Source organism: Pseudomonas sp. CLCA07 (genome assembly GCF_053615335.1).
In genome coordinates this window covers 3,796,861-3,818,126 of sequence record NZ_CM132131.1, presented here as the reverse complement: position 1 = coordinate 3,818,126, position 21,266 = coordinate 3,796,861, and the positions used below count along the sequence as shown (strand labels likewise).

Genomic DNA, 21,266 nt, shown 5'->3' with positions numbered 1-21,266 from the left:
AAAAATTTGATATTAATTAAATAGCGACAGATATAGAGCGGCCTCAGTACGAGGCCGCTGACTATCAGGAAGTTGGCTTGTCGCCATACCAGCGCGGCGTATAGACCCACTCGCCACCCTCGGCACGCGGGAACACACAGGTGGTAGAGGAGCCGATCAGCACCATGGTGCGCATGTCCACCTGATCCGGGGTCAACTGCCCCAGTGTGGTGACACGCAAGGTCTGGCCCGGGCGCCCAATGTCCCGCCCCAGCACCACGGGCGTTTCTGCGGTGCGGTGTTGCGCGACAATCTCCAGTGCCCGCCCCAACTGCCAGGGACGCGAACGCGAGATCGGATTGTAGAACGCCAGCGCCAAGTCAGCCTGAGACGCCAGATCCAGACGTTTCTCGATGATTGCCCAAGGTTTGAGGTTGTCCGACAGGGACATCACGCAGAAGTCGTGCCCCAACGGCGCACCGGCCTGAGCCGCTGTTGCCAGGGACGCAGAAACGCCCGGAAGGATCTCCAGATCAACGCTGTGCCACGTTGGCTCACTCGATTCGTGTAATGCTTCCAGCACCGCGGCCGCCATGGCGAACACGCCGGGATCGCCGGACGACACGACCACCACCGAGCGCCCTTGGGCCGCCAGTTCGAACGCATGGCGAGCGCGCTGCATTTCCTCGCGATTGTCGGTGCAGTGCAGCACCTGATCGTCGCGAAACGGCCCGGCCATGCGCACGTAGGTTTCGTAACCGAGCACATCATTGGCGCGCGCCAGCTCGGCCTTGACCGCCGGCACCATCAGCTCGGCAGCGCCAGGGCCCAGGCCGATCACCGCCAGGCGACCACGCGCACGACCGATCCGGGCAAGGTCCAACGGTTGGCTGGCCACGGCAATGGCAAGAACGGTGTCCGCCGAAACAACGGTAGCCTCCGGCACGGTGTGGCGGGCCAGTTCACTGACGCCGCCGCAATCCGACGCAAACCGCAGCGGCACACCCAGCTCAAGCGCCGCTTCGCGCAAGGCCGGGTTAGTCATGTGCAGATCGCTGGCCAACAGGCACGCCACCGATTGCACGGCGATTTTGGCCTGATGCAGCGCCGCGCGAATCGCATTCGGCAGATCCGCCACATCGGCGTTCACCGCCACCAACACACTGCGCGGGTAAATCAGCAACTCATTGGCCGCTGGCGTGCGTTCAGCACTGCCGACATGGATCGACAATTGCGCCTCGGGATCTTCCGGCAACTGAGCCTGCGCCAGCCACGGCGCCGCGCCTTCTATCCGCACGCTTTGACCGGCGAGCAAATCCGAGACAAAACGCTTACCCAACTCCAGATCAGCGAGTGCGTATCCACTCGGCGGATTAAGCAGGCAGGTGCCAAAGCGCAATTCACCGCTGGTGGTTATCGCCGCAGCGACCTCAAGACCGGCGGCAATCTCCCGAGCCATGACGTTCACGCCGCCCAGCCCGCCGAGCAGCGGCACCACGGCGCTGCCGTCTTCGGCCACGGCCAGCACCGGCGGCTCGGCGCCTTTTTCCAGCAACAACGGCGCCAGCGTGCGAATGACAATACCGGCTGCACACAGCGCGATGATCGGTGTGTCCTGCTGATAGAGCTCACGCAGGGTGGCACCAAACTCCTGATAAACAAGGTCCGCACTTTCAACCCGTTCGGCCAGGCCATGGATCATCGCACCGGGGTACAGCTGCTGGATCTTGCGCGCGGTCGCGAGGCTGCCATTGCCCAGAATGACAATCGCCGGAACTGGACGGGCCATCAGCCTTGCCACCTTTCGCCCGGAACGATGATCAACGAGAAGTACGGCGAGGACATCGGCTCGACCTCATTGAGCGGCACTATTTTCTGATTGGCCATGGTCGCGCGCTCGACATACAGCGCGCGCTCCGCCAGACCGAGTTCTTCCAGCACCTGACGGACTTTAGGGAAATTGCGCCCCAGCTTCATGATCACCGCCGCATCGGCATCGGCCAGTCGACGCTTGAGGTCGTCGTGAGGCAGCACGCCAGACAGCACCGACAAACTCTGATTGCGATACACCAGCGGCGCGCCCAGCACCGAAGCACCGCCGAGCATCGAGCACACGCCCGGCACGACTTCGGCTTCATAGCGTTCGGCCAGACGATCATGCAGGTACATGTAAGAACCGTAGAAGAACGGATCGCCCTCGCAGATCACCGCCACGTCACGACCCGCGTCCAGATGCGCGGCGAGTTCTTCGCCGGCCGCATCGTAGAAATCGCTGATCACTTGCTCATACGATAGCGGCGCCGGCAGTGCTTCGGTGGTCACCGGGTACACCAGCGGCAGCAGCGTTTGCGCGTCCTGCAAATGTGCTTCGATAATGCCGAAGGCATTGCCCTTTTTGCCCTTGGCGACGAAGTACGCCACCACCGGCGATTCTCGCAGCAGGCGCAGGGCTTTGACGGTAATCAGTTCCGGATCACCGGGGCCGACGCCCAGGCCAATCAAGCGTCCAGGTTGCTGCATCATTCGATCTCCGTGGCGAGGGCGTTAACGGCGGCGGCAGCCATGGCGCTACCGCCGAGCCGGCCTTGCATGATCACAAACGGCACACCGCGACTGTTGGCGGCAAGCGCAGCCTTGGATTCGGCGGCGCCGACAAAGCCCACCGGGAAGCCGAGGATAAGGGCGGGTTTCGGCGCGCCGGCGTCGAGCATTTCCAGCAGATAAAACAGCGCGGTCGGCGCGTTGCCGATCACCACCACGCTGCCTTCCAGGTGCGGGCGCCACAGTTCCAGCGCTGCGGCGGAGCGTGTGTTGCCCAACTCGCGGGCCAGGTCCGGGACGCTGTCATCGCGCAGTGTGCAGATGACTTCGTTGTTGGCAGGCAACCGCGTGCGGGTCACGCCTTCGCTGACCATCCGCGCGTCGCACAGAATCGGCGCGCCGGCGGCCAGCGCCTCGCGCCCGGCCTTGCCCGCACCTTCGGAAAACTGCAGGCCGTCGATGGCATCGACCATGCCGCAGGCGTGGATCACACGCACCGCGAGTTTCTCCAGATCAGCGGGAATTCGCGCCAGGTTGGCCTCGGCACGAATGATCGCGAAGGAGTTGCGATAGATCTCCTGACCGTCGCGGATGTAATCAAGCATCTAGGGAGCTCCGTGAGCGGTCGTCGAGCAAAGCTGCGACCGCTTCAATAGTAAGGTTGCGTGCGTGCAGCGCGCCGAAACCGGGCTGTGCTGCGTCGCGAAAATAGAGGTCGTAATGACCGACAGAAACCGCCAACAAGGTGATCGGCGCGATGTGCGCCGCCGCGCAGGAACGCGAGCAACCCGACAGGTGAACGTTCAACGCACGCCCGTGATGTTGCAGCAGAGCGGCCAGTTGCCGGGCATCGCCCTTGGTGTCGGCCATGCCTTTGCCGCAACCGGTGGAGCCGGTGCAGGCGATCAGTTGGGCCAAAGCATCATCGGCCGAGCAGCGCAGGCCGAGTTGTTCAAGGTTGTGGATAACGTGCGCTGCATTGTCGGCCTGCACACTGGGCAGCAACAGGCTTTGCCACGGCGTGAAACGCAGGCAGCCGTCGCCCTGCTCCCGGGCCAGTGTTGCGACACCCCGCAGCATCGCGGGATCAAGACGACCCAGTGGCGGCACTGCGCCGATGTACACACGTTCGGCGTCACGCTGCGGATGCGCGCCGATGTGAAAGAAATCCGGACCCGCGCTACGCTGCCAACCATCGATGGGGATCAGCGGCACACGTTCGGCCAGTCGAGCGAGAAACTCGTCGAGTGAACATTCGGCGAGCAGATGGCGCATGCGGGTCTGATCCGGGCGCGCTTGTTCGAGAAACAACTCAAGCACTGCAACGACCAACGCATGGCCTTGATCCAGCGACACCGAACTGGCGGGGACGTCTGTCGGGCACCCGGCCAGACCGAACGCCCACCGTTGTTCGCCGTCTCGCTCGACCGCTGAAAGCCACAGGTCATGCGGATGTTCGAGCATCGCCAGGCCTTCGCCGCCATCGAGCTGCACGGCAAATTTGGCGCTGAGGTCGTGCAAGCGTGCATCGCTTTGCAGCGTGGCGAGAATCTGCTCGGCCAACGGACGCGTGTCGAGCAGCCTCTGCCGATCGATCCCGGCGCTCGGGCTGAGCATCAGGTTGCGCACGTCATCACCAGCGGCGCTGCTCGGGCCCAGACCGGCCGCCATCAGGCTGTCGATCAACGTCGCGTGTTCACTGCCGATCCCGCGAATTTGCAGGTTGGCGCGATTGGTCGCCTCGATCACCCCCCCGGCGAAGTGTTCGGCGGCATCCGCCACCGCTTCGGCCTGATCGGCGCTGATCGAACCGCCATTCAATTTGATACGACAGATACCACCGTCCAGCGCCTGAACAATACGCAGCAACCCCGGGCAAGCCGAGGGGCGTAAGGCAGTGGACATCGGACGTTCGTTCAAGGGGGCGACCGGCTGTGTGGGAAAGGCGCTTCGCGGGCGAAGGCGCGGTATTATGCCTGCTTTGTCAGGCGGCATGAAAAGCCTGCCCGTCGGAACCGTCCGATTGAGGACTATTTTTAAGGACTGCAGATGTCACCCTGGCTGACAGTAGTGGGAATCGGTGAAGACGGCTTCAAGGGCCTGGGCAGAAACGCCCGGCACGCGCTGCTGCGTGCTTCGCGGATTATTGGCGGTCAGCGGCAACTGGATTTGCTGCCGGTGTGCATCCGTGGCGAACGTCAGCTATGGCCCAGTCCTTTTTCCCTTGAGCCGCTGTTGGCCCGACGCGGTGAGCTGGTGTGCGTACTGGCCAGCGGCGATCCGATGTTCTTCGGTGTCGGCGCCAGCCTGGCGCGGCAAGTGCCGGCTGATGAAATGCAGATCCTGCCGGCGCCCTCCTCTTGTTCGCTGGCAGCCGCGCGAATGGGCTGGCCGTTGCAGGATGTGGTGACGCTTTCAGTGGTTGCCCGGCCGGTCGCGGCCCTCAATGCGCAGCTGTTCAGCGGCGTGCGTCTGTTGGTACTGAGCAACGACGGGCAAAGCCCGGCTGCGATTGCTGCACTGCTGCGCGAACGCGGTTTTGGGCCGAGCCGCCTCACAGTACTGGAACATTTGGACGGTGCCGCCGAACGGCGCATCGATGGCGTCGCCAATGACTGGAACGATCCGCTGATCGCCGATCTGAACCTTGTCGCCATCGAGTGCATCGCCGAGCCGAACACGCCGAGCCTGTCACGACTGGCCGGGTTGCCCGATTCGGCCTTCAGGCACGACGGCCAACTGACCAAGCGTGACGTGCGCGCCATCACCCTGGCGCGCCTCGCGCCGGTGCCCGGTGAGCTGCTGTGGGATGTCGGTGCTGGCAGCGGTTCGATTGGCATCGAGTGGATGCGCGCGCACCCGACTTGCCGCGCACTGGCCATTGAAGCCGATGAAGGTCGACAGCTGCTGATCGAACACAACCGCGACGCCCTCGGCGTTCCCGGCCTGCAACTGATTCGCGGTAACGCGCCACAGGCCCTGGCCGGGCTCGAACGCCCGGACGCGATCTTCATCGGTGGCGGTGTCACTCGCGAAGGCGTGCTCGACACCTGCTGGGCGCAACTCAAACCCGGTGGCCGATTGATAGCCAACGCGGTCACGCTGCAAAGTGAAATGACCCTGATGGCCTGGCGCGAACGCCACGGCGGTGAACTGACCCGCATCCACATTGCCCAGGCGCAGCCGTTGGGCGAGTTCGACACCTGGCGTCAGGCGCTGCCCATTACCTTGCTGGACGTGACGAAGCCCTGCGATGCGTGACGAAACCGCCGAGCAACCCGCCCCGCTGCGCAGCGGCCTGACGACGGGCAGTTGCGCCACCGCCACCAGTCTGGCGGCGGCACGTCTGTTGTTGGCCGGTGTGGGTGCTGACGCGGTCGAGATCGTTTTGCCCAAGGGCAAGCAGGTGCAGATGCGCCTGGAGTTTTGTCGCCTGACCGACGACGGCGCCGAAGCCGGGACCATCAAGGACGCCGGCGATGACCCTGACGTGACCCACGGCGCCCTGCTGTACACACAAGTGCGCCTGAGCGCCGAGCCGGGCATTCGTTTCAAGGCCGGGCGCGGTGTCGGCACGGTGACGCGCCCCGGATTGGTGCTGGCCGTCGGCGAACCGGCAATCAATCCGGTGCCGCGCAAAATGATCACCGATCACCTGGCGTTGTTAGCCGCTGAACTCGGCTACAACGGCGGCTTCGAGGTCACCGTCAACGTCGAGGACGGCGAAGCTCTGGCGCTGAAAACCATGAATCCACGCTTGGGGATTCTCGGCGGGCTATCGATTCTTGGCACCAGCGGCATCGTCCGACCATTTTCCTGCGCGGCCTACATCGCCTCGATCCACCAAGGCATCGACGTTGCCAAAACCAACGGTTACCTGCACATCGCCGCCTGCACCGGCAACGCCAGCGAAGACACCATGCGCCGGGTCTACAACCTGCCGGAAATCGCCCTGATCGAAATGGGCGACTTCGTCGGCGCGGTGCTCAAACACTTGCGCAAAGTACCTGTGGATAAACTCAGCCTGTGCGGTGGCTTCGGCAAGATCAGCAAACTGGCGGCCGGGCACATGGATTTGCACAGCCGGCACTCCAGCATCGACCTGCCGCAACTGGCCGAATGGGCGGCGGCGGTCGGTGCTGACGAAGCGCTGCAACAGGCCATTCGCGAGGCCAATACCAGCCAGCAAGCCTTGGCGATGGCCAGTGCGGCGGGCATCGCACTGGGTGATGCGGTGTGTCAGCACGCCCTGGAATTTGCCCGCAGCGTGGTGCCGGCACAGGTTCAGGTCGAAGTGTTTGCTATTGATCGTCAGGGCGGGATTGTCGGCCATGCGGGAGTTTTTCAATGAAACGCGTTTTGCTGCTCGGTGGTGTGACGGAAGCGCTGGCCATCGCTCGAACCCTTGGGCCGCAACACATCTACAGCCTGGCCGGCGTGGGTCGCGTGCCGACCGATTTGACCTGCCAGGTGCGCGTCGGTGGCTACGGCGGAGCTGAAGGCTTGGCGCAATTCATTCGCGATGAAGGGATTGATCTGCTGCTGGACGCGACTCATCCCTACGCCGCACAAATCAGCCACAACGCCGCCACCGCCGCGCAATTGACCGGCATTGCCTGCTGGGCGCTACGACGGCCGGCCTGGCAACCTCAGTCTGGAGATGACTGGCGCGAAGTCAGCGACTGGGCCGAGCTGATCGAAACCCTGAAACCCTTCCACCGCCCCTTGTTCACCCTCGGCCGCGAACCCTTGCAACACCTGCACGAAATTCCGCCAGAGCAATTCTGGACCTTGCGTGCGCTGGACGCTTACCCCGGCAACGAACGCTGCGAAGTCATCGGCGCGCGTGGGCCGTTTGTGACCGAGGATGAGCGAGAGCTGTTTGAGCGTCGGCAGATTGATGTGCTGATCAGCAAGAACAGCGGCAGCACCGCGACGGAGCCGAAGCTGGAAGTCGCGCGGGAGCGTGGGGTGCCGGTGATTGTTTTGAAGCGGCCGGTGTTGCCGGGGGTTGATCGGGAGTTTGGGGCGGTGGCAGATGTGTTGGCAGCCCTGACAGCACAAACACCACATAACCCGTAGCAGCCGGACGCAGGCTTCGCCAGCTGCTACAAAAATGTACGCGACCTCAGCTGGACGGCAATGGCAATCTGAAATTCACGACTATCATGAGGTTTATGAAAGCGTGGCACTGCGACACCACACCGCACGCCGCTTTTTTACTTATCGGCCCTGATCAGGCTAAATAGCCGCGCTTGATCGCCCACCCAAACGGATTTCCCCATGTCCCGACATCGGCTTGCAATTGCCTGGATCGCCTGCTTCGCAGTGCTGTTCAACATGCTCGCCATGCCGATGAGCAATGCGATGGCGCAGTCGGCGAAATCGCCTGCCGAGCAATTGTTGTGGGGCAGTTTTTGCACCTCCAGCGGCACCAAGATGGTGGCGACTTCCCTGGGCGATATCGGGCAGAAGGCGCCGCAAGGCGACGATCATTCCAACATGCAGCATTGCTGGTGTTGCTCGGGCTCCGCCCCCTTGGTGGCACTGACAGGGCATGAGCCGCAGCTGTATTTCGCGCACTTCGAGAGTAATCGAAACCTGCCTGCCGCCACACTCGATACCCCCACACCGCGCCAGCAATGGCCGAGTCTCAACCCCCGCGCGTCCCCTCTGGTGTGATTCCTTCTCGCAATTGACCTGCGTTTTGAATCGTTCCGGAGAACTGCCATGTTGAACAAACTCATCGTTCTGGCTGCGTTGCTGCTGCCTGCCTGCTTTGCCAATGCCCACGAATACAAAGTCGGCGAGCTGGAAATCGCGAACCCGTGGTCGCAGGAGTTGCCGCCCAATGCGCCAACCGTTGCCGCCTATTTCGTGATTCACAACAGCGGTAAAACCGCTGACCGCCTGCTCAGTGTCGACTCGCCAATTTCGGGCGAGGCGCAGTTGCACGAGCACGTGATGCAGAACGATCTGATGAAGATGCAACACGTGCCGAGCGTTGAGATTCCCGCCGGCGGCAACGTCACGTTTGCGCCGATGGCCTATCACGTGATGCTGCTGGAGCTGAAAGATCGCAGCCTGCTGAGCGACGGCAAACACTTCCCGCTGACGATGCATTTCGAAAAGGCCGGTGATGTGACGGTCGAAGTCGCCGTGCAGAAAAAACCGCCTGAAGACACGCAGATGCACGTTCACACCCAGTAATTCGCTGAGCAGAAGCCGCCATGCGCCCGCTTAGCGCCAGGTCATCCGCGTCACGTCGTCAGTCATTGAGCCTGACGCGCGGCAGCTGGATCAGCCTGTTCGCCATGTTGATGATCTTTATCGGCCCGCTGATTTCTCAGTCGATGCCGATGGATCAACGCGCCTCTGCAATGACCATGAACATGTCGATGGACATGAGCATGGACATGTCGGCCATGGAGCACGCCGACCACGGCGCGCAACCCGCCGCCGAACACTGCCCGCCCAAGGCCTCACACCACGCGATCTGGGAAAAATGCGGCTATTGCAGCCTGCTGTTCAATTGCCCGGCACTGACCGGCGGTGTTTCGTTCACAGCCTTCAACACCCCGCCCGCCAGCACATTCACTACCCCGTCTCCCCGCCTGGGCCACGCCCGGCAACCTTTCTTCCCCGGCGCCCGAACCCGCGCCCCGCCCATCGTCGCGTAAACACCCACCTCTGATCTCACACGGTTTACAAGCCAGCCAGGCAAACCTGTGGGAGACAGCTTTTGTGGCGAGGGGGCTTGCCCCCGTTCGACTGCGTAGCAGTCGTAAAACATTGCACGCGGTGTACCTGATACACGGCGACTGCAGGTTTGGGGCCGCTTCGCAGCCCAACGGGGGCAAGCCCCCTCGCCACATAGCTCGCTCCCACAAGGATATTGCCTCGGCTGCCGGCCGTGTCGTTTATGCCGTTCGATGGAAATTGTCATGTCCAGGTTTTCTGCTGACTCACGCTTGCGCCCTGCCCAAGCTTCTTTAACCCTGAACGAACCCAGTGTTCGATTCAGGCACGCCACCGCATTCCTGTGTGGCGCTCTAATGACACCGCTGGCGTTGGCCGATGAACATTCCGGCCACAGTGAAGAACTGAGCCCGACGGTCATCACCGCGATCGCCCCCAGCTCCCCGCTGACCATCGTCACCAACCCCAAGGACCCGCGCCAACCGGTGCCGGCCAGCGACGGTGGCGACTATTTGAAAACCATCCCCGGCTTCGCCCTCGTGCGCAACGGCGGCACCAACGGCGACCCGGTGCTGCGCGGCATGTTCGGCTCGCGGATGAACATCCTCACCAACGGCGGCCAATTACTGGGCGCATGCCCTGGCCGGATGGACGCGCCAACCTCGTACATCTCGCCGGAAACCTACGACAAACTCACCGTGATCAAAGGCCCGCAAACCGTACTGTGGGGGCCGGGCGCGTCCGCCGGGACCATCCTCTTCGACCGAGAGCCGGAGAGTTTCGGTGAACTCGGCACCCGGGTGAATGCCAGCGTGCTGGCCGGCTCCAACGGCCGCTTCGACAAACTGGTGGACGCCGCTGCCGGCGGGCCGTTGGGCTACGTGCGGGTGATCGGCAACACCGCACACGCCGACGACTACCGGGATGGCAACAACGACACCGTGCCCTCGCGTTACGACAAGTGGAACGGCGACGTCGCGCTCGGCTGGACCCCGGATGCCGACACCCTGCTGGAACTGACCGCCGGCAAAAGCGATGGTGAAGCGCGTTACGCCGGGCGTGGCATGGACGGTTCACAGTTCCTGCGCGAAAGCCTCGGCCTGCGCTTCGAAAAATCGAACGTCGGCGACGTGCTGGATAAGATCGAAGGCCAGATTTACTACAACTACGCCGACCACGTGATGGACAACTACACCCTGCGCACGCCGTCCGGCACCGGGATGATGTCCGGCCCGAGGGCGTCGAACGTCGACCGTCGAACCATCGGCGGCCGGGTCAAAGGCACCTGGCGCTGGGGCGTCGTGCAGCTGATCAGCGGCATCGACGTGCAAACCAGCGAACACCGCCAGCGCGGCAGTGCGGGCATCAATACCTATAAGGACCTGCCGTACACCGAGGACGCCGACTTCCACAACTACGGCGTCTTCAGCGAACTGACCTGGTACGCCGCCGACCAGGACAGGCTGATTACCGGTGCGCGCCTGGACCGCGCCTCTGCCAAGGATTACCGGCAAACCATCGGTTCAGGGATGACGAAACGCCCTAACCCGACCGCCGACGATACCCGCGCCGACACCCTGCCAAGCGGCTTCGCCCGTTATGAGCATGACCTGGCCGACAGCCCGACCACCCTGTACGCAGGCCTCGGTCACACCGAACGATTCCCGGATTACTGGGAGCTGTTTTCACCCAAGAGCGGCCCCGCCGGTTCGGTGAATGCCTTCGATTCGATCAAGCCTGAGAAAACCACCCAGCTCGACTTCGGCCTGCAATACCGAACCGAAGACCTTGATGCCTGGGTCTCGGGTTACGTCGGGAAAGTGCACGACTACATCCTGTTCAACTACATCCCGACCCCGACGGGAACTCTCTCCCAGGCAAAAAACATCGACGCCCGCATCATGGGCGGCGAACTCGGTGCGGCCTACCGGTTGACCAACAACTGGAAAGCCGACGCGACCCTGGCCTACGCCTGGGGCAAGAACAGCAGCGACGGCAACCCACTGCCACAAATGCCGCCACTGGACGCGCGTTTCGGTCTCACCTACAGCGAAGACAACTGGAGTGCCGGGGCGCTGTGGCGGGTGGTCGCCGCGCAAAACCGCATCGATTTGAACAAGGGCAACGTCGTCGGCAAAGACTTCGACAAGACCCCGGGCTTTGGCGTGTTCTCGCTCAATGGTGCCTACCGGATCAACCAACACTGGAGGGTCAGCACCGGCGTCGACAACCTGTTCGGCAAGGCCTACGCCGAGCACTTGAACCTGGCCGGCAACGCCGGTTTTGGCTACCCGGCCCAAAACCCGCAGGCCATTAAAGAACCGGGGCGCACGCTCTGGACCAAGGTTGACATGAGTTTCTAACAAGAAAAGTCAAAAGATCGCAGGCTACGCCAGCTCCTACATTGTCACGCGTACACCCTGTAGGAGCTGTCGAGTGAAACGAGGCTGCGATCTTTTACAGACAATTGAATCGCCAAGCGGAGCACAACCAATGAAACAGCCCAAACCGAATTTCTACAACCTGGCCTGGCGCTGGCACTTCTATGCCGGTCTGTTCGTGGCGCCCTTCATGGTGATGCTGGCCCTGACCGGCATCATTTACCTGTTCAAACCGCAACTCGATCCGATGATGTACGGCAGCCTGATGAACGTCCCGGCCGGCCACCACACGGTGTCCGCCGACGACCTGCTCAAGCGGGTCAAAGAAGCGTATCCCCAAGCCACCATCAAGCAGTACCTGCCACCGGTCAACGCCGAGCGCAGCGCGCAATTTGTCGTGATCAATGCCGGCACCGAGCTCAACGTGTTCATTGATCCCTACCAGGGCGACATCCTCGGCGAGCAAGACGCGAAGAAGAACCTGCAAGCGGTTGCGCGATCGATTCATGGTGAGCTAATGATCGGCACCGTCGGTGATCGACTGATCGAAATGGCTGCCGGCTGGGGCATCGTGCTGGTCGTGTCCGGGGTGTTCCTGTGGTGGCCGCGCGGCCAGGCGGCGGGCATTTTGTGGCCGCGCCTGACCAGTCGCGGTCGTGTGTTGTGGCGTGACCTGCACGCGGTGACCGGGTTCTGGGGCGCGTCGTTGCTGCTGGTGATGTTGCTCAGCGGCATGACCTGGACCGGGTTCTGGGGTGAGAAATACGCAGGCGTCTGGAACGTGTTCCCGGCCGCCATGTGGGACAACGTGCCCAAATCCGATGTCGAGGCCCGCAGCCTCAACACCGCCACTCGCCAGACCGTGCCTTGGGCGATGGAAAACACGCCGATGCCGATGTCCGGCGACCACGCCGAACACATGGCCCACGACGGCACGCCAACTGGCCCGGCCGCGCCGACCATCAGCCTGCAAGACGTGCAGAACATCGCCGTACAACGCAAGGTCGAGCCGGGTTACAGCATCACCTTCCCGAAAACCGCCACCGGCGTGTTCACCATCGCCGTGTTCGCCGACGACCCGCGCAACGACGCCACGCTGCACGTCGATCAATACACCGGCGACGTCCTCGCCGATGTGCGTTACGAGCAATACGGCACCGTCGCCCGCGCCACGGAAATCGGCGTGATGTTGCACGAAGGCAAGATGTTCGGTGTGTTCAATCAGATCATCGTGTTGCTGATCTGCCTGATGATCCTGCTCAGCGCCGTCAGTGGCGTGGTGATCTGGTGGAAGCGTCGGCCACAGGGCAAATTCGGTGTGCCGCCGCTGCGCCACGACCTGCCGAAATGGAAAACCGCGATGGTCATCATGTTCGCCCTGGCGGTGATGTTTCCGCTAGTGGGCGCATCCTTGGTGGTGGTCTGGGTGCTGGATCGCGTGTTGTTGTCGCGCTTCAGCCGACAAACCGAATCGGCCTCAACTTTGTGACCACATTCTAATGTGGGAGCGGGCTTGCTCGCGAAGATGGCGGCACATCCAGCATCGATGTGACTGACCCACCGCTTTCGCGAGCAAGCCCGCTCCCACACGGGGTTATCGTCGTTCACTGATTCTGCATGCGCCATACATCCACTGTAGGAGCTGGCTTGCCAGCGAAGACGGCGGCACATCCAGCATCGATGTGTCTGACCCACCGCTTTCGCTGGCAAGCCAGCTCCTACAGGGGGGGTATCGTCGTTCACTGATTTTGCATGCGCCATACATCCACTGTAGGAGCTGGCTTGCCAGCGAAGACGGCGGCACATCCAGTATCGATGTGACTGACACACCGCTTTCGCTGGCAAGCCAGCTCCTACAGGGGGGTATCGTCGCTCACTGATTCTGCATGCGCCATACATCCACTGTAGGAGCTGGCTTGCCAGCGAAGACGGCGGCACATTCAACATTTTTGTGGCTGATACACCGCTTTCGCTGGCAAGCCAGCTCCTACAGGGATTGTGATTCTGGGGTTGTTTATGTGTGTTTATCTGAATGTGAAATGACCGGACGTTTCCCACGACTTTTTCAGGTTGTTCGTCGGACGTGGGCTGTCTAGTCTGGGGCTGTCACTGCAAATCAGTGATCGGGTGTGAGAACCCGGCAGCCCCTGTTAATCCAACATCAGTACCACCATAATTGCCGCCGGCTTATCCGCTGCCTGCAATGCTCTATGGCGGCTGTGTGCGGGCGGACTTCGGTCCGGCCGGGTTCGGGGTTACCGGTTTCTCACTCCGCACATAGCTGCCACCCCTTTATCGTGTGAGAACGATAGGTGGTGGCCCCAATTGAGATGACCCCAAATGAGCAAAAAGATTGTTCCAGATCCACCCATCGACACCACCACCCCCGATCCCGAAACATCTCGCGACGAAGACCTGCTCAGAGACCGCGACGCCATCAAGCGCGCCCTCGACTACTACCTCGATCCCCCGGCCCAATACACCGAAAAACCCCGCCGCCCCAGCACCATGTTCATGATCGCCCCAAACAACGACACCGAAAGCCTGTTGGTCAATGCCTGTGAATCCTTGGCATCAGCCAGTGTCCTGGCCAGCGATTTCGCCACCGAGTTGATCGGCCCGCAACGCCATAAGGCGATGGCGATTCAGCAGGTCATCATGCTCGCGGAACTGGCCGTGAACCGCGCGGTGGATAACGTCGTCCCCACCTAGAAACACTGCAGAAAAATGTGGGAGCGAGCCTGCTCGCGAAGACGGCAGCACATCCAGCATCAATGTGACTGGCATACCGCTTTCGCGAGCAGGCTCGCTCCCACAGGAGATCACCGTTGCTCGCCCCAATGTGGAGCACCTCGTCGCACCACCGCGCCGACCTCGTCCTTTCATGGTGCGCTGCCAAAACCGCACAACCGCTCTAACCCGTCATTTCCACGACTTTTGCCAACCGGGCACAGCCCTTGCAAAACACCCTTCAGTAGTCCGCATCTGCCAACCAAGAAAATTCATAAGTTCATGGAGATCGCACAATGAAGCGTCGTAGCTTGATCAAGGCTTTCACACTCTCGGCAAGCATTGCCGCGATGGGCATGACCTGGACTGTCCAGGCCGCCGAGACCATCAAGGTCGGTATTCTGCATTCGTTGTCCGGCACCATGGCGATCTCCGAAACATCGCTCAAAGACATGGCGCTGATGACCATCGACGAGATCAACGCCAAGGGCGGTGTCAACGGCAAGATGCTGGAGCCAGTGGTGGTGGACCCGGCGTCGAACTGGCCGCTGTTCGCGGAAAAGGGCCGTCAGCTACTGACTCAGGACAAGGTGGCCGTGGTGTTCGGTTGCTGGACCTCGGTGTCGCGTAAATCGGTGTTGCCGGTGTTTGAAGAGCTCAACGGCTTGCTGTTCTACCCGGTGCAATACGAAGGCGAAGAGATGTCGCCAAACGTGTTCTACACCGGCGCCGCGCCGAACCAGCAGGCTATCCCCGCCGTTGAATACCTGATGAGCGAAGAAGGCGGCAGCGCCAAGCGTTACTTCCTGCTCGGCACCGACTACGTCTACCCGCGCACCACCAACAAAATCCTGCGTTCGTTCCTGCATTCCAAAGGTGTGGCCGACAAGGACATCGAAGAGGTCTACACCCCGTTCGGCCACGCCGATTACCAGACCATCGTCGCCAACATCAAAAAATTCTCGGCGGGTGGCAAGACTGCCGTCATCTCGACCGTCAACGGCGACTCCAACGTGCCGTTCTATAAAGAACTGGCGAACCAGGGCCTGAAAGCCACCGACGTTCCGGTCGTGGCGTTCTCGGTGGGCGAAGAAGAACTGCGCGGCATCGACACCAAACCGCTGGTGGGCAACCTCGCGGCGTGGAACTACTTTGAGTCGGTCGAGAACCCGCAGAACAAGAAGTTCGTCGCGGACTGGAAAGCCTACGCCAAGAAACACAACCTGCCGGGCGCCGACAAAGCGGTGACCAACGACCCGATGGAAGCCACCTACGTCGGCATTCATATGTGGGCGCAAGCGGCTGAAAAAGCCAAATCCACCGACGTCGACAAAGTTCGCGAAGCCCTCGCCGGCCAGACCTTTGCCGCACCGTCCGGCTACACCCTGACCATGGACAAGACCAACCACCACCTGCACAAACCCGTGATGATCGGCGAGATTCAGGCCGACGGTCAGTTCAACGTGGTGTGGCAGACCGAAGGGCCGATCCGCGCCCAGCCGTGGAGCCCGTTCATTCAGGGAAACGACAAGAAACCGGAGTATGCGGTGAAGAGCAACTAAGCCCCGCGATGCCGGGCCCGGACGCTCACCCTGGGCCCGACACAACACCTGTAGGAGCTGGCTTGCCAGCGAATAGCATCACGCGGTTTGCCTGATGAACCGCCTTCGCTGGCAAGCCAGCTCCTACAAGGTCCGCGTATGACCAGGACGTTCGACATGCTCACTGCCCTTTACCGCTTCATTCTCGCCATCGCGCTATTGCTGCCGATGGCCACCCACGCCAACGAGGCCGAAGACTTCGTCGCCGCGAACCCCGTGCAGCAAGCCAAACGGCTGGAAGCCTGGGCCGCACAGCCCGACCCGGCCCGTATCGAGCTGATCAACGCCCTGCAACAAGGCGAACTGACCGTCGATGGCCAACCGAAAACCCTGCGCCTGAACAATCGCCTGCGGGGTCTGATCGACACCGCCTTGGCCAGTCACCAACTGTTCTCCGCCGACGCCAAAACCCGTCTGGCCGCCGCGCAGCAATTACAAAAAAACGCCAAACCCGCGCAGCTGAAATTCCTCGACCAGCAACTGGCGGGCGAAAAAGACGAAAGCGTCCACGCCGCGCTCAGCCTCGCATTGGCCAATCTGCAACTGGTCGACACCGACCCGGCCGTGCGTCTCGCTGCTGTGCGCTTGCTCGGTGAAACCGGCGACCCACTGGCCCGCACCCGCCTCGAAAGCCTGCTGGCACCGGGCGTCGAAGCCGATACCACGGTGCGCACCGCCGCCGAAACCAGCCTCGCCCAAGTCAAACGCAAACTGCTGATCGGTGAGCTGCTCGGTCAGGCGTTCAGCGGCATGTCCCTCGGTTCGATCCTGCTGCTCGCCGCCCTCGGTCTGGCGATCACTTTCGGTCTGCTCGGCGTGATCAACATGGCTCACGGCGAGATGCTGATGCTCGGCGCCTACTCGACGTATGTGGTGCAGATGATATTCCAGCGCTACGCCCCTCAGGCCATCGAGTTCTACCCGCTGATTGCATTGCCGGTGGCGTTTTTCGTCACCGCCGCCATCGGCATGGCGCTGGAGCGCATGGTGATTCGTCACCTCTACGGCCGCCCGCTGGAAACCTTGCTCGCCACCTGGGGCATCAGTTTGATGCTGATTCAGCTGGTACGCTTGTTGTTCGGCGCGCAGAACGTTGAAGTGGCCAACCCGGCGTGGTTGTCGGGCGGGATTCAAGTGCTGCCGAATCTGGTGCTGCCGTATAACCGCATCGTCATCATCGCCTTCGCGCTGTTCGTGGTGGTGCTGACCTGGCTGCTGCTGAACAAGACCCGCCTGGGTTTGAACGTGCGCGCCGTCACCCAGAACCGCAACATGGCCGCGTGCTGCGGCGTGCCGACCGGTCGCGTGGACATGCTCGCCTTCGGCCTCGGCTCGGGCATTGCCGGCCTCGGTGGCGTGGCGCTGAGCCAGATCGGCAACGTCGGCCCGGACCTCGGCCAGAGCTACATCATCGACTCGTTCCTGGTGGTGGTGCTCGGCGGTGTCGGCCAGTTGGCCGGTAGCGTGCTCGCCGCGTTCGGCCTCGGTATCGCCAACAAAATTCTCGAACCGCAGATCGGCGCCGTACTCGGCAAGATCCTGATCCTCGCGCTGATCATTCTGTTCATCCAGAAGCGTCCGCAAGGCCTCTTCGCACTCAAAGGACGGGTGATCGACTGATGAACCAGCCCCTGCTCGTTACCGCCACCCAAAAAGCCGGCCCCAAAGCCACGATTGCCGTCGGTGCGGTCATCCTCGTTCTGTTGCTGGCATTGCCGCTGCTGTCGTTGCTGCCGGCAGACAGCACGTTGCATATCTCGGCGTACACCCTGACGCTGGCGGGCAAGATTCTTTGCTACGCCATCGTCGCCCTGGCACTGGATCTGGTCTGGGGTTACGCCGGTTTACTGTCCCTCGGCCACGGCCTGTTCTTCGCCCTCGGCGGTTACGCCATGGGCATGTACTTGATGCGCCAGGCCTCGGGCGATGGCTTGCCGGCGTTCATGACGTTCCTGTCGTGGACCGAATTGCCGTGGTACTGGACCGGTACCAGTAGCTTCCTCTGGGCCATGTGTCTGGTGGTATTGGCGCCGGGATTGCTGGCGCTGGTGTTCGGCTTCTTCGCCTTCCGCTCGCGGATCAAGGGCGTGTATTTCTCGATCATGACCCAGGCCCTGACCTTCGCCGGGATGCTGCTGTTTTTCCGCAACGAGACCGGATTTGGCGGCAACAACGGCTTCACCAACTTCCGTAGCATTCTCGGTTTCGGCATCACCGAACCCGGCACCCGTGCGGTGTTGTTTTTCGCCACGGTGGTGTTGCTGGTGGCGAGCCTGTTCATCGGCTGGCGCCTGGCGCAGAGCAAGTTCGGTCGGGTGCTGACGGCGCTGCGCGATGCGGAAAACCGCCTGATGTTTTGCGGCTACGACCCGCGCGGTTTCAAGCTGTTTGTCTGGGTGTTGAGCGCGGTGTTGTGCGGCTTGGCGGGTGCGTTGTACGTGCCGCAAGTCGGGATCATCAACCCGAGTGAAATGTCGCCGACCAACTCCATTGAAGCGGCGGTTTGGGTGGCCCTCGGTGGTCGCGGAACCTTGATCGGCCCGCTGCTCGGCGCCGGTGTGGTCAACGGCATGAAGAGCTGGTTCACCGTGGCGTTCCCGGAATACTGGCTGTTCTTCCTCGGCGCGCTGTTCATCATCGTGACTTTGTATCTGCCTAAAGGCGTGATCGGTCTGCTGAAAAAAAGGGGTGAGCAATGAGAGTTACTGCGACGGCTGAATTCATGCTCGAACCGGCCTTTTTCCCCGTGGAACCGAATAAGGACGCCGGCACCAGCCGCGATGCCATCAGCCACGGCCAACGCGTCAGCCCCGGCCTCGATACCCGCCACGGCACGATCCTGACCCTGGAAGACATCAGCGTCAGCTTCGATGGCTTCAAGGCACTGAACGACTTGAATCTGTACATCGGCGTCGGCGAACTGCGCTGCATCATCGGCCCCAACGGCGCGGGCAAGACCACGCTGATGGACGTGATCACCGGCAAAACCCGCCCGAGTCACGGCAAAGCCTGGTTCGGTGAAACCCTGGATCTGACGCAGATGAGCGAAGTGCAAATCGCCCAGGCCGGCATCGGTCGCAAGTTCCAGAAGCCGACCGTGTTCGAGGCCTTGAGCGTGTTCGAGAACCTGGAGCTGGCGCAGAAAACCGACAAGTCGGTGTGGGCCAGCCTGCGGGCGCGCCTGAGTGGCGAGCAGAAAGATCGCATCAGCGAAGTGCTGGAAACCATTTGCCTGACGACGTCGGTCAATCGCCCGGCGGGGTTGTTGTCCCACGGTCAGAAGCAGTTTCTGGAGATCGGCATGCTGCTGATGCAAGACCCGCAATTGCTGCTGCTCGACGAGCCCGTGGCGGGCATGACCGACGCCGAAACCGAATTCACTGCCGAGCTGTTCAAAAGCTTGGCGGGCAAGCATTCGCTCATGGTGGTGGAACATGACATGGGGTTTGTGGGTTCGATTGCCGACCACGTCACCGTGTTGCACCAGGGCAGCGTGCTGGCGCAAGGGTCGCTGGAACAGGTGCAGGACAATGAGCGGGTGATTGAGGTGTATCTCGGTCGCTGAACCTGCATAAGAACAACCTGTAGGAGCTGGCTTGCCAGCGAAAGCGATGGACCTGTCAGCATTGATGTTGAATGCGCTGACCTCTTCGCTGGCAAGCCAGCTCCTACAAGGATTTGAGGGGAATTTGAACATGCTGCAAGTCGACAAGCTGCACCAGTACTACGGCGGTAGCCACATCCTGCGCGGCCTGACGTTTGACGTGAAAGTCGGTGAAGTCACCTGCCTGCTCGGGCGCAACGGTGTGGGCAAAACCACATTGCTCAAGTGCCTGATGGGTTTGCTGCCGGCCAAAGAAGGCGCAGTGAACTGGGAAGGCAAGCCGATCACCACGTTCAAGCCGCACCAGCGCGTGCATGCGGGGATCGCGTATGTGCCGCAGGGTCGCGAGATTTTCGGTCGGCTGACCGTGGAAGAGAACCTGCTGATGGGCCTGTCACGCTTCCCCGGCAGCGAAGCCAAGGAAGTCCCGGCGTTCATCTACGAGTTGTTCCCGGTACTGCTGCAAATGAAGCAGCGGCGCGGCGGTGATTTGTCGGGTGGTCAACAGCAGCAGCTTGCTATCGGCAGGGCTCTGGCCAGCCGTCCACGGTTGCTGATTCTCGACGAGCCTACCGAAGGCATCCAGCCATCGGTGATCAAGGAGATCGGCGCGGTGATCAAGAAACTGGCGGCCCGGGGTGACATGGCGATTTTGCTGGTGGAGCAGTTCTACGATTTCGCCGCCGAACTGGCCGATCAATACCTGGTGATGTCCCGCGGCGAGATCGTGCAGCAAGGTCGCGGCGAAAATATGGAAGCCGAAGGTGTGCGTGGGCTAGTCACTATTTAAGGCTACGATCTAATTTGTAGCGTCCTAACGATAATTAGAAATCATGAATTTACCTGCCCCTATTGTCCTGTTTACGCCGAGCTGGCACGCCGAGCTGGAGCTGGGCTACGCCCGATTCGGCGACAGCACGCGCCCGGTCCAGCGCCGCCATAAAGGCCCGCTGCGGGTGCAAAAGCACCTGTATGCCGAAGGCCCCGAGGTGTGCCAGCACATTATCATTCACCCGCCCGGAGGGATTGCCGGCGGTGATCGGTTGGACATTTCGGCCAGCGTCGGCACCAACGCCTGGGCACAAATCACCAGCCCCGGCGCGGCCAAGTGGTATCGCGCGGCGGGCCCGGCCTACCAGACACTTGATTTGAGGGTGGCTTCGGGCGCGACACTGGAGTGGTTGCCGCAAGAGACGATTATCTTCAGTGATGCGCAGGCCGAATTGAGCACCTCGATTGAGCTGGAAGGCGATGCGCGGTTGTTCTACTGGGACGTTGTGGCGCTGGGTCGACCGGCCAGTGGCGAGCGTTTTAACCTCGGGCATTTTCAGGCGCATCTGGATATCCGCCGTGACGGCCAGTTGCTCTGGCACGAACGCCAGCGCATTGTCGGGAATGACGGCTTGCTGGATTCGCCCATCGGGCTGGACGGGCAACCGGTGTTTGCGACATTGCTGGTGACCGGAGAGATCGACAGTGCGTTGCTGGAAACCTGTCGTTCGCTGCCCAATGATGTACGCGGGGATTTGACCCAGCTACCGGGGCTGTTGGTTGCACGTTGTCTGGCCAGTGAAGCGCTATTGGCGCGGGGCTGGTTGATCGATTTGTGGCGACTGCTCAGGCCGGCACTGCTCGGTCGCGAAGCCGTCCCCCCCAGAATATGGAGCACCTGAACACCGTCCCCCTGTAGGAGCTGGCTTGCCAGCGAAGCCTTTGGCGTCAGTGAGTACG

19 protein-coding genes are annotated in these 21,266 nt (G+C 61.8%); 15 read left to right on the top strand and 4 right to left on the bottom strand.

Annotation, left to right across the window (positions count from 1 at the left end; all coding sequences use genetic code 11):
- Positions 1–64: 64 nt before the first annotated feature.
- Genes cobJ through cobG form a run of 4 tightly spaced genes read right to left on the bottom strand, consistent with a single transcriptional unit; the run spans position 65 to position 4,425 of the window.
- Positions 65–1,768 (bottom strand): precorrin-3B C(17)-methyltransferase, encoded by a 1,704-nt coding sequence (gene cobJ / locus ACWGZX_RS17560; protein ID WP_452624780.1) that lies wholly within the window; start codon positions 1,766–1,768, stop codon positions 65–67.
- On the bottom strand, positions 1,768–2,499 hold the full coding sequence (locus ACWGZX_RS17555) for a precorrin-2 C(20)-methyltransferase (protein WP_033049173.1): 732 nt from the start codon (positions 2,497–2,499) through the stop codon (positions 1,768–1,770). The genes cobJ and ACWGZX_RS17555 overlap by 1 nt, the downstream gene beginning before the upstream one ends.
- Positions 2,499–3,125 carry a precorrin-8X methylmutase gene (locus tag ACWGZX_RS17550; protein WP_310351673.1) on the bottom strand — a complete coding sequence of 209 codons (627 nt, stop codon included), beginning with the start codon at positions 3,123–3,125 and terminating at the stop codon, positions 2,499–2,501. The genes ACWGZX_RS17555 and ACWGZX_RS17550 overlap by 1 nt, the downstream gene beginning before the upstream one ends.
- Positions 3,118–4,425, bottom strand: a complete 1,308-nt coding sequence (gene cobG, locus ACWGZX_RS17545) for a precorrin-3B synthase (RefSeq protein WP_452624779.1) — start codon at positions 4,423–4,425, stop codon at positions 3,118–3,120. The genes ACWGZX_RS17550 and cobG overlap by 8 nt, the downstream gene beginning before the upstream one ends.
- Positions 4,426–4,569: 144 nt before the next feature.
- On the opposite strand from cobG, the gene cbiE reads away from it, so the two are divergent.
- From cbiE to ACWGZX_RS17470, 15 genes are all read left to right on the top strand, one after another.
- Positions 4,570–5,781, top strand: coding sequence for a precorrin-6y C5,15-methyltransferase (decarboxylating) subunit CbiE (cbiE, locus tag ACWGZX_RS17540; protein WP_452624778.1), 1,212 nt, complete (start codon positions 4,570–4,572; stop codon positions 5,779–5,781).
- Positions 5,774–6,871: a cobalt-precorrin-5B (C(1))-methyltransferase gene (locus tag ACWGZX_RS17535; RefSeq protein WP_452624777.1), complete on the top strand. Its 1,098-nt coding sequence runs from the start codon at positions 5,774–5,776 to the stop codon at positions 6,869–6,871. Before cbiE ends, ACWGZX_RS17535 begins: the two co-directional genes overlap by 8 nt.
- A complete protein-coding gene (locus ACWGZX_RS17530; protein ID WP_452624776.1) occupies positions 6,868–7,602 on the top strand; it encodes a cobalt-precorrin-6A reductase in 735 nt (244 codons plus the stop codon). The genes ACWGZX_RS17535 and ACWGZX_RS17530 overlap by 4 nt, the downstream gene beginning before the upstream one ends.
- Before the next feature lie 201 nt (positions 7,603–7,803).
- Positions 7,804–8,202 (top strand): DUF2946 domain-containing protein, encoded by a 399-nt coding sequence (locus ACWGZX_RS17525; protein ID WP_452624775.1) that lies wholly within the window; start codon positions 7,804–7,806, stop codon positions 8,200–8,202.
- A 48-nt stretch (positions 8,203–8,250) separates the two neighbouring features.
- Positions 8,251–8,730 carry a copper chaperone PCu(A)C gene (locus tag ACWGZX_RS17520; protein WP_452624774.1) on the top strand — a complete coding sequence of 160 codons (480 nt, stop codon included), beginning with the start codon at positions 8,251–8,253 and terminating at the stop codon, positions 8,728–8,730.
- Between the two features lie 20 nt (positions 8,731–8,750).
- Positions 8,751–9,200, top strand: coding sequence for a DUF2946 domain-containing protein (locus tag ACWGZX_RS17515; protein ID WP_452624773.1), 450 nt, complete (start codon positions 8,751–8,753; stop codon positions 9,198–9,200).
- A gap of 264 nt (positions 9,201–9,464) precedes the next feature.
- Positions 9,465–11,582, top strand: a complete 2,118-nt coding sequence (locus ACWGZX_RS17510) for a TonB-dependent copper receptor (protein ID WP_452624772.1) — start codon at positions 9,465–9,467, stop codon at positions 11,580–11,582.
- Positions 11,583–11,712: 130 nt separating this feature from the next.
- A complete protein-coding gene (locus tag ACWGZX_RS17505; protein WP_452624771.1) occupies positions 11,713–13,089 on the top strand; it encodes a PepSY-associated TM helix domain-containing protein in 1,377 nt (458 codons plus the stop codon).
- Positions 13,090–13,940: 851 nt separating this feature from the next.
- A complete protein-coding gene (locus ACWGZX_RS17500) occupies positions 13,941–14,312 on the top strand; it encodes a DUF6124 family protein (RefSeq protein WP_452624770.1) in 372 nt (123 codons plus the stop codon).
- 314 nt (positions 14,313–14,626) lie between these two features.
- The gene (gene urtA / locus ACWGZX_RS17495) at positions 14,627–15,892 is read left to right on the top strand and encodes an urea ABC transporter substrate-binding protein (protein WP_452624769.1); all 1,266 of its coding nucleotides are present in this window, start codon (positions 14,627–14,629) and stop codon (positions 15,890–15,892) included.
- 156 nt (positions 15,893–16,048) lie between these two features.
- A complete protein-coding gene (urtB, locus tag ACWGZX_RS17490; protein ID WP_452624768.1) occupies positions 16,049–17,551 on the top strand; it encodes an urea ABC transporter permease subunit UrtB in 1,503 nt (500 codons plus the stop codon).
- Positions 17,551–18,630 (top strand): urea ABC transporter permease subunit UrtC, encoded by a 1,080-nt coding sequence (urtC, locus tag ACWGZX_RS17485; RefSeq protein ID WP_452624767.1) that lies wholly within the window; start codon positions 17,551–17,553, stop codon positions 18,628–18,630. Before urtB ends, urtC begins: the two co-directional genes overlap by 1 nt.
- Entirely contained in the window at positions 18,627–19,496 is an 870-nt protein-coding gene (gene urtD / locus ACWGZX_RS17480) for an urea ABC transporter ATP-binding protein UrtD (RefSeq protein ID WP_452624766.1), read from the top strand. The genes urtC and urtD overlap by 4 nt, the downstream gene beginning before the upstream one ends.
- A 130-nt stretch (positions 19,497–19,626) precedes the next feature.
- Positions 19,627–20,325 carry an urea ABC transporter ATP-binding subunit UrtE gene (urtE, locus tag ACWGZX_RS17475; RefSeq protein ID WP_008031204.1) on the top strand — a complete coding sequence of 233 codons (699 nt, stop codon included), beginning with the start codon at positions 19,627–19,629 and terminating at the stop codon, positions 20,323–20,325.
- A 43-nt stretch (positions 20,326–20,368) separates the two neighbouring features.
- The gene (locus ACWGZX_RS17470; protein WP_452624765.1) at positions 20,369–21,208 is read left to right on the top strand and encodes an urease accessory protein UreD; all 840 of its coding nucleotides are present in this window, start codon (positions 20,369–20,371) and stop codon (positions 21,206–21,208) included.
- The last annotated feature ends 58 nt before the right edge of the window (positions 21,209–21,266 follow it).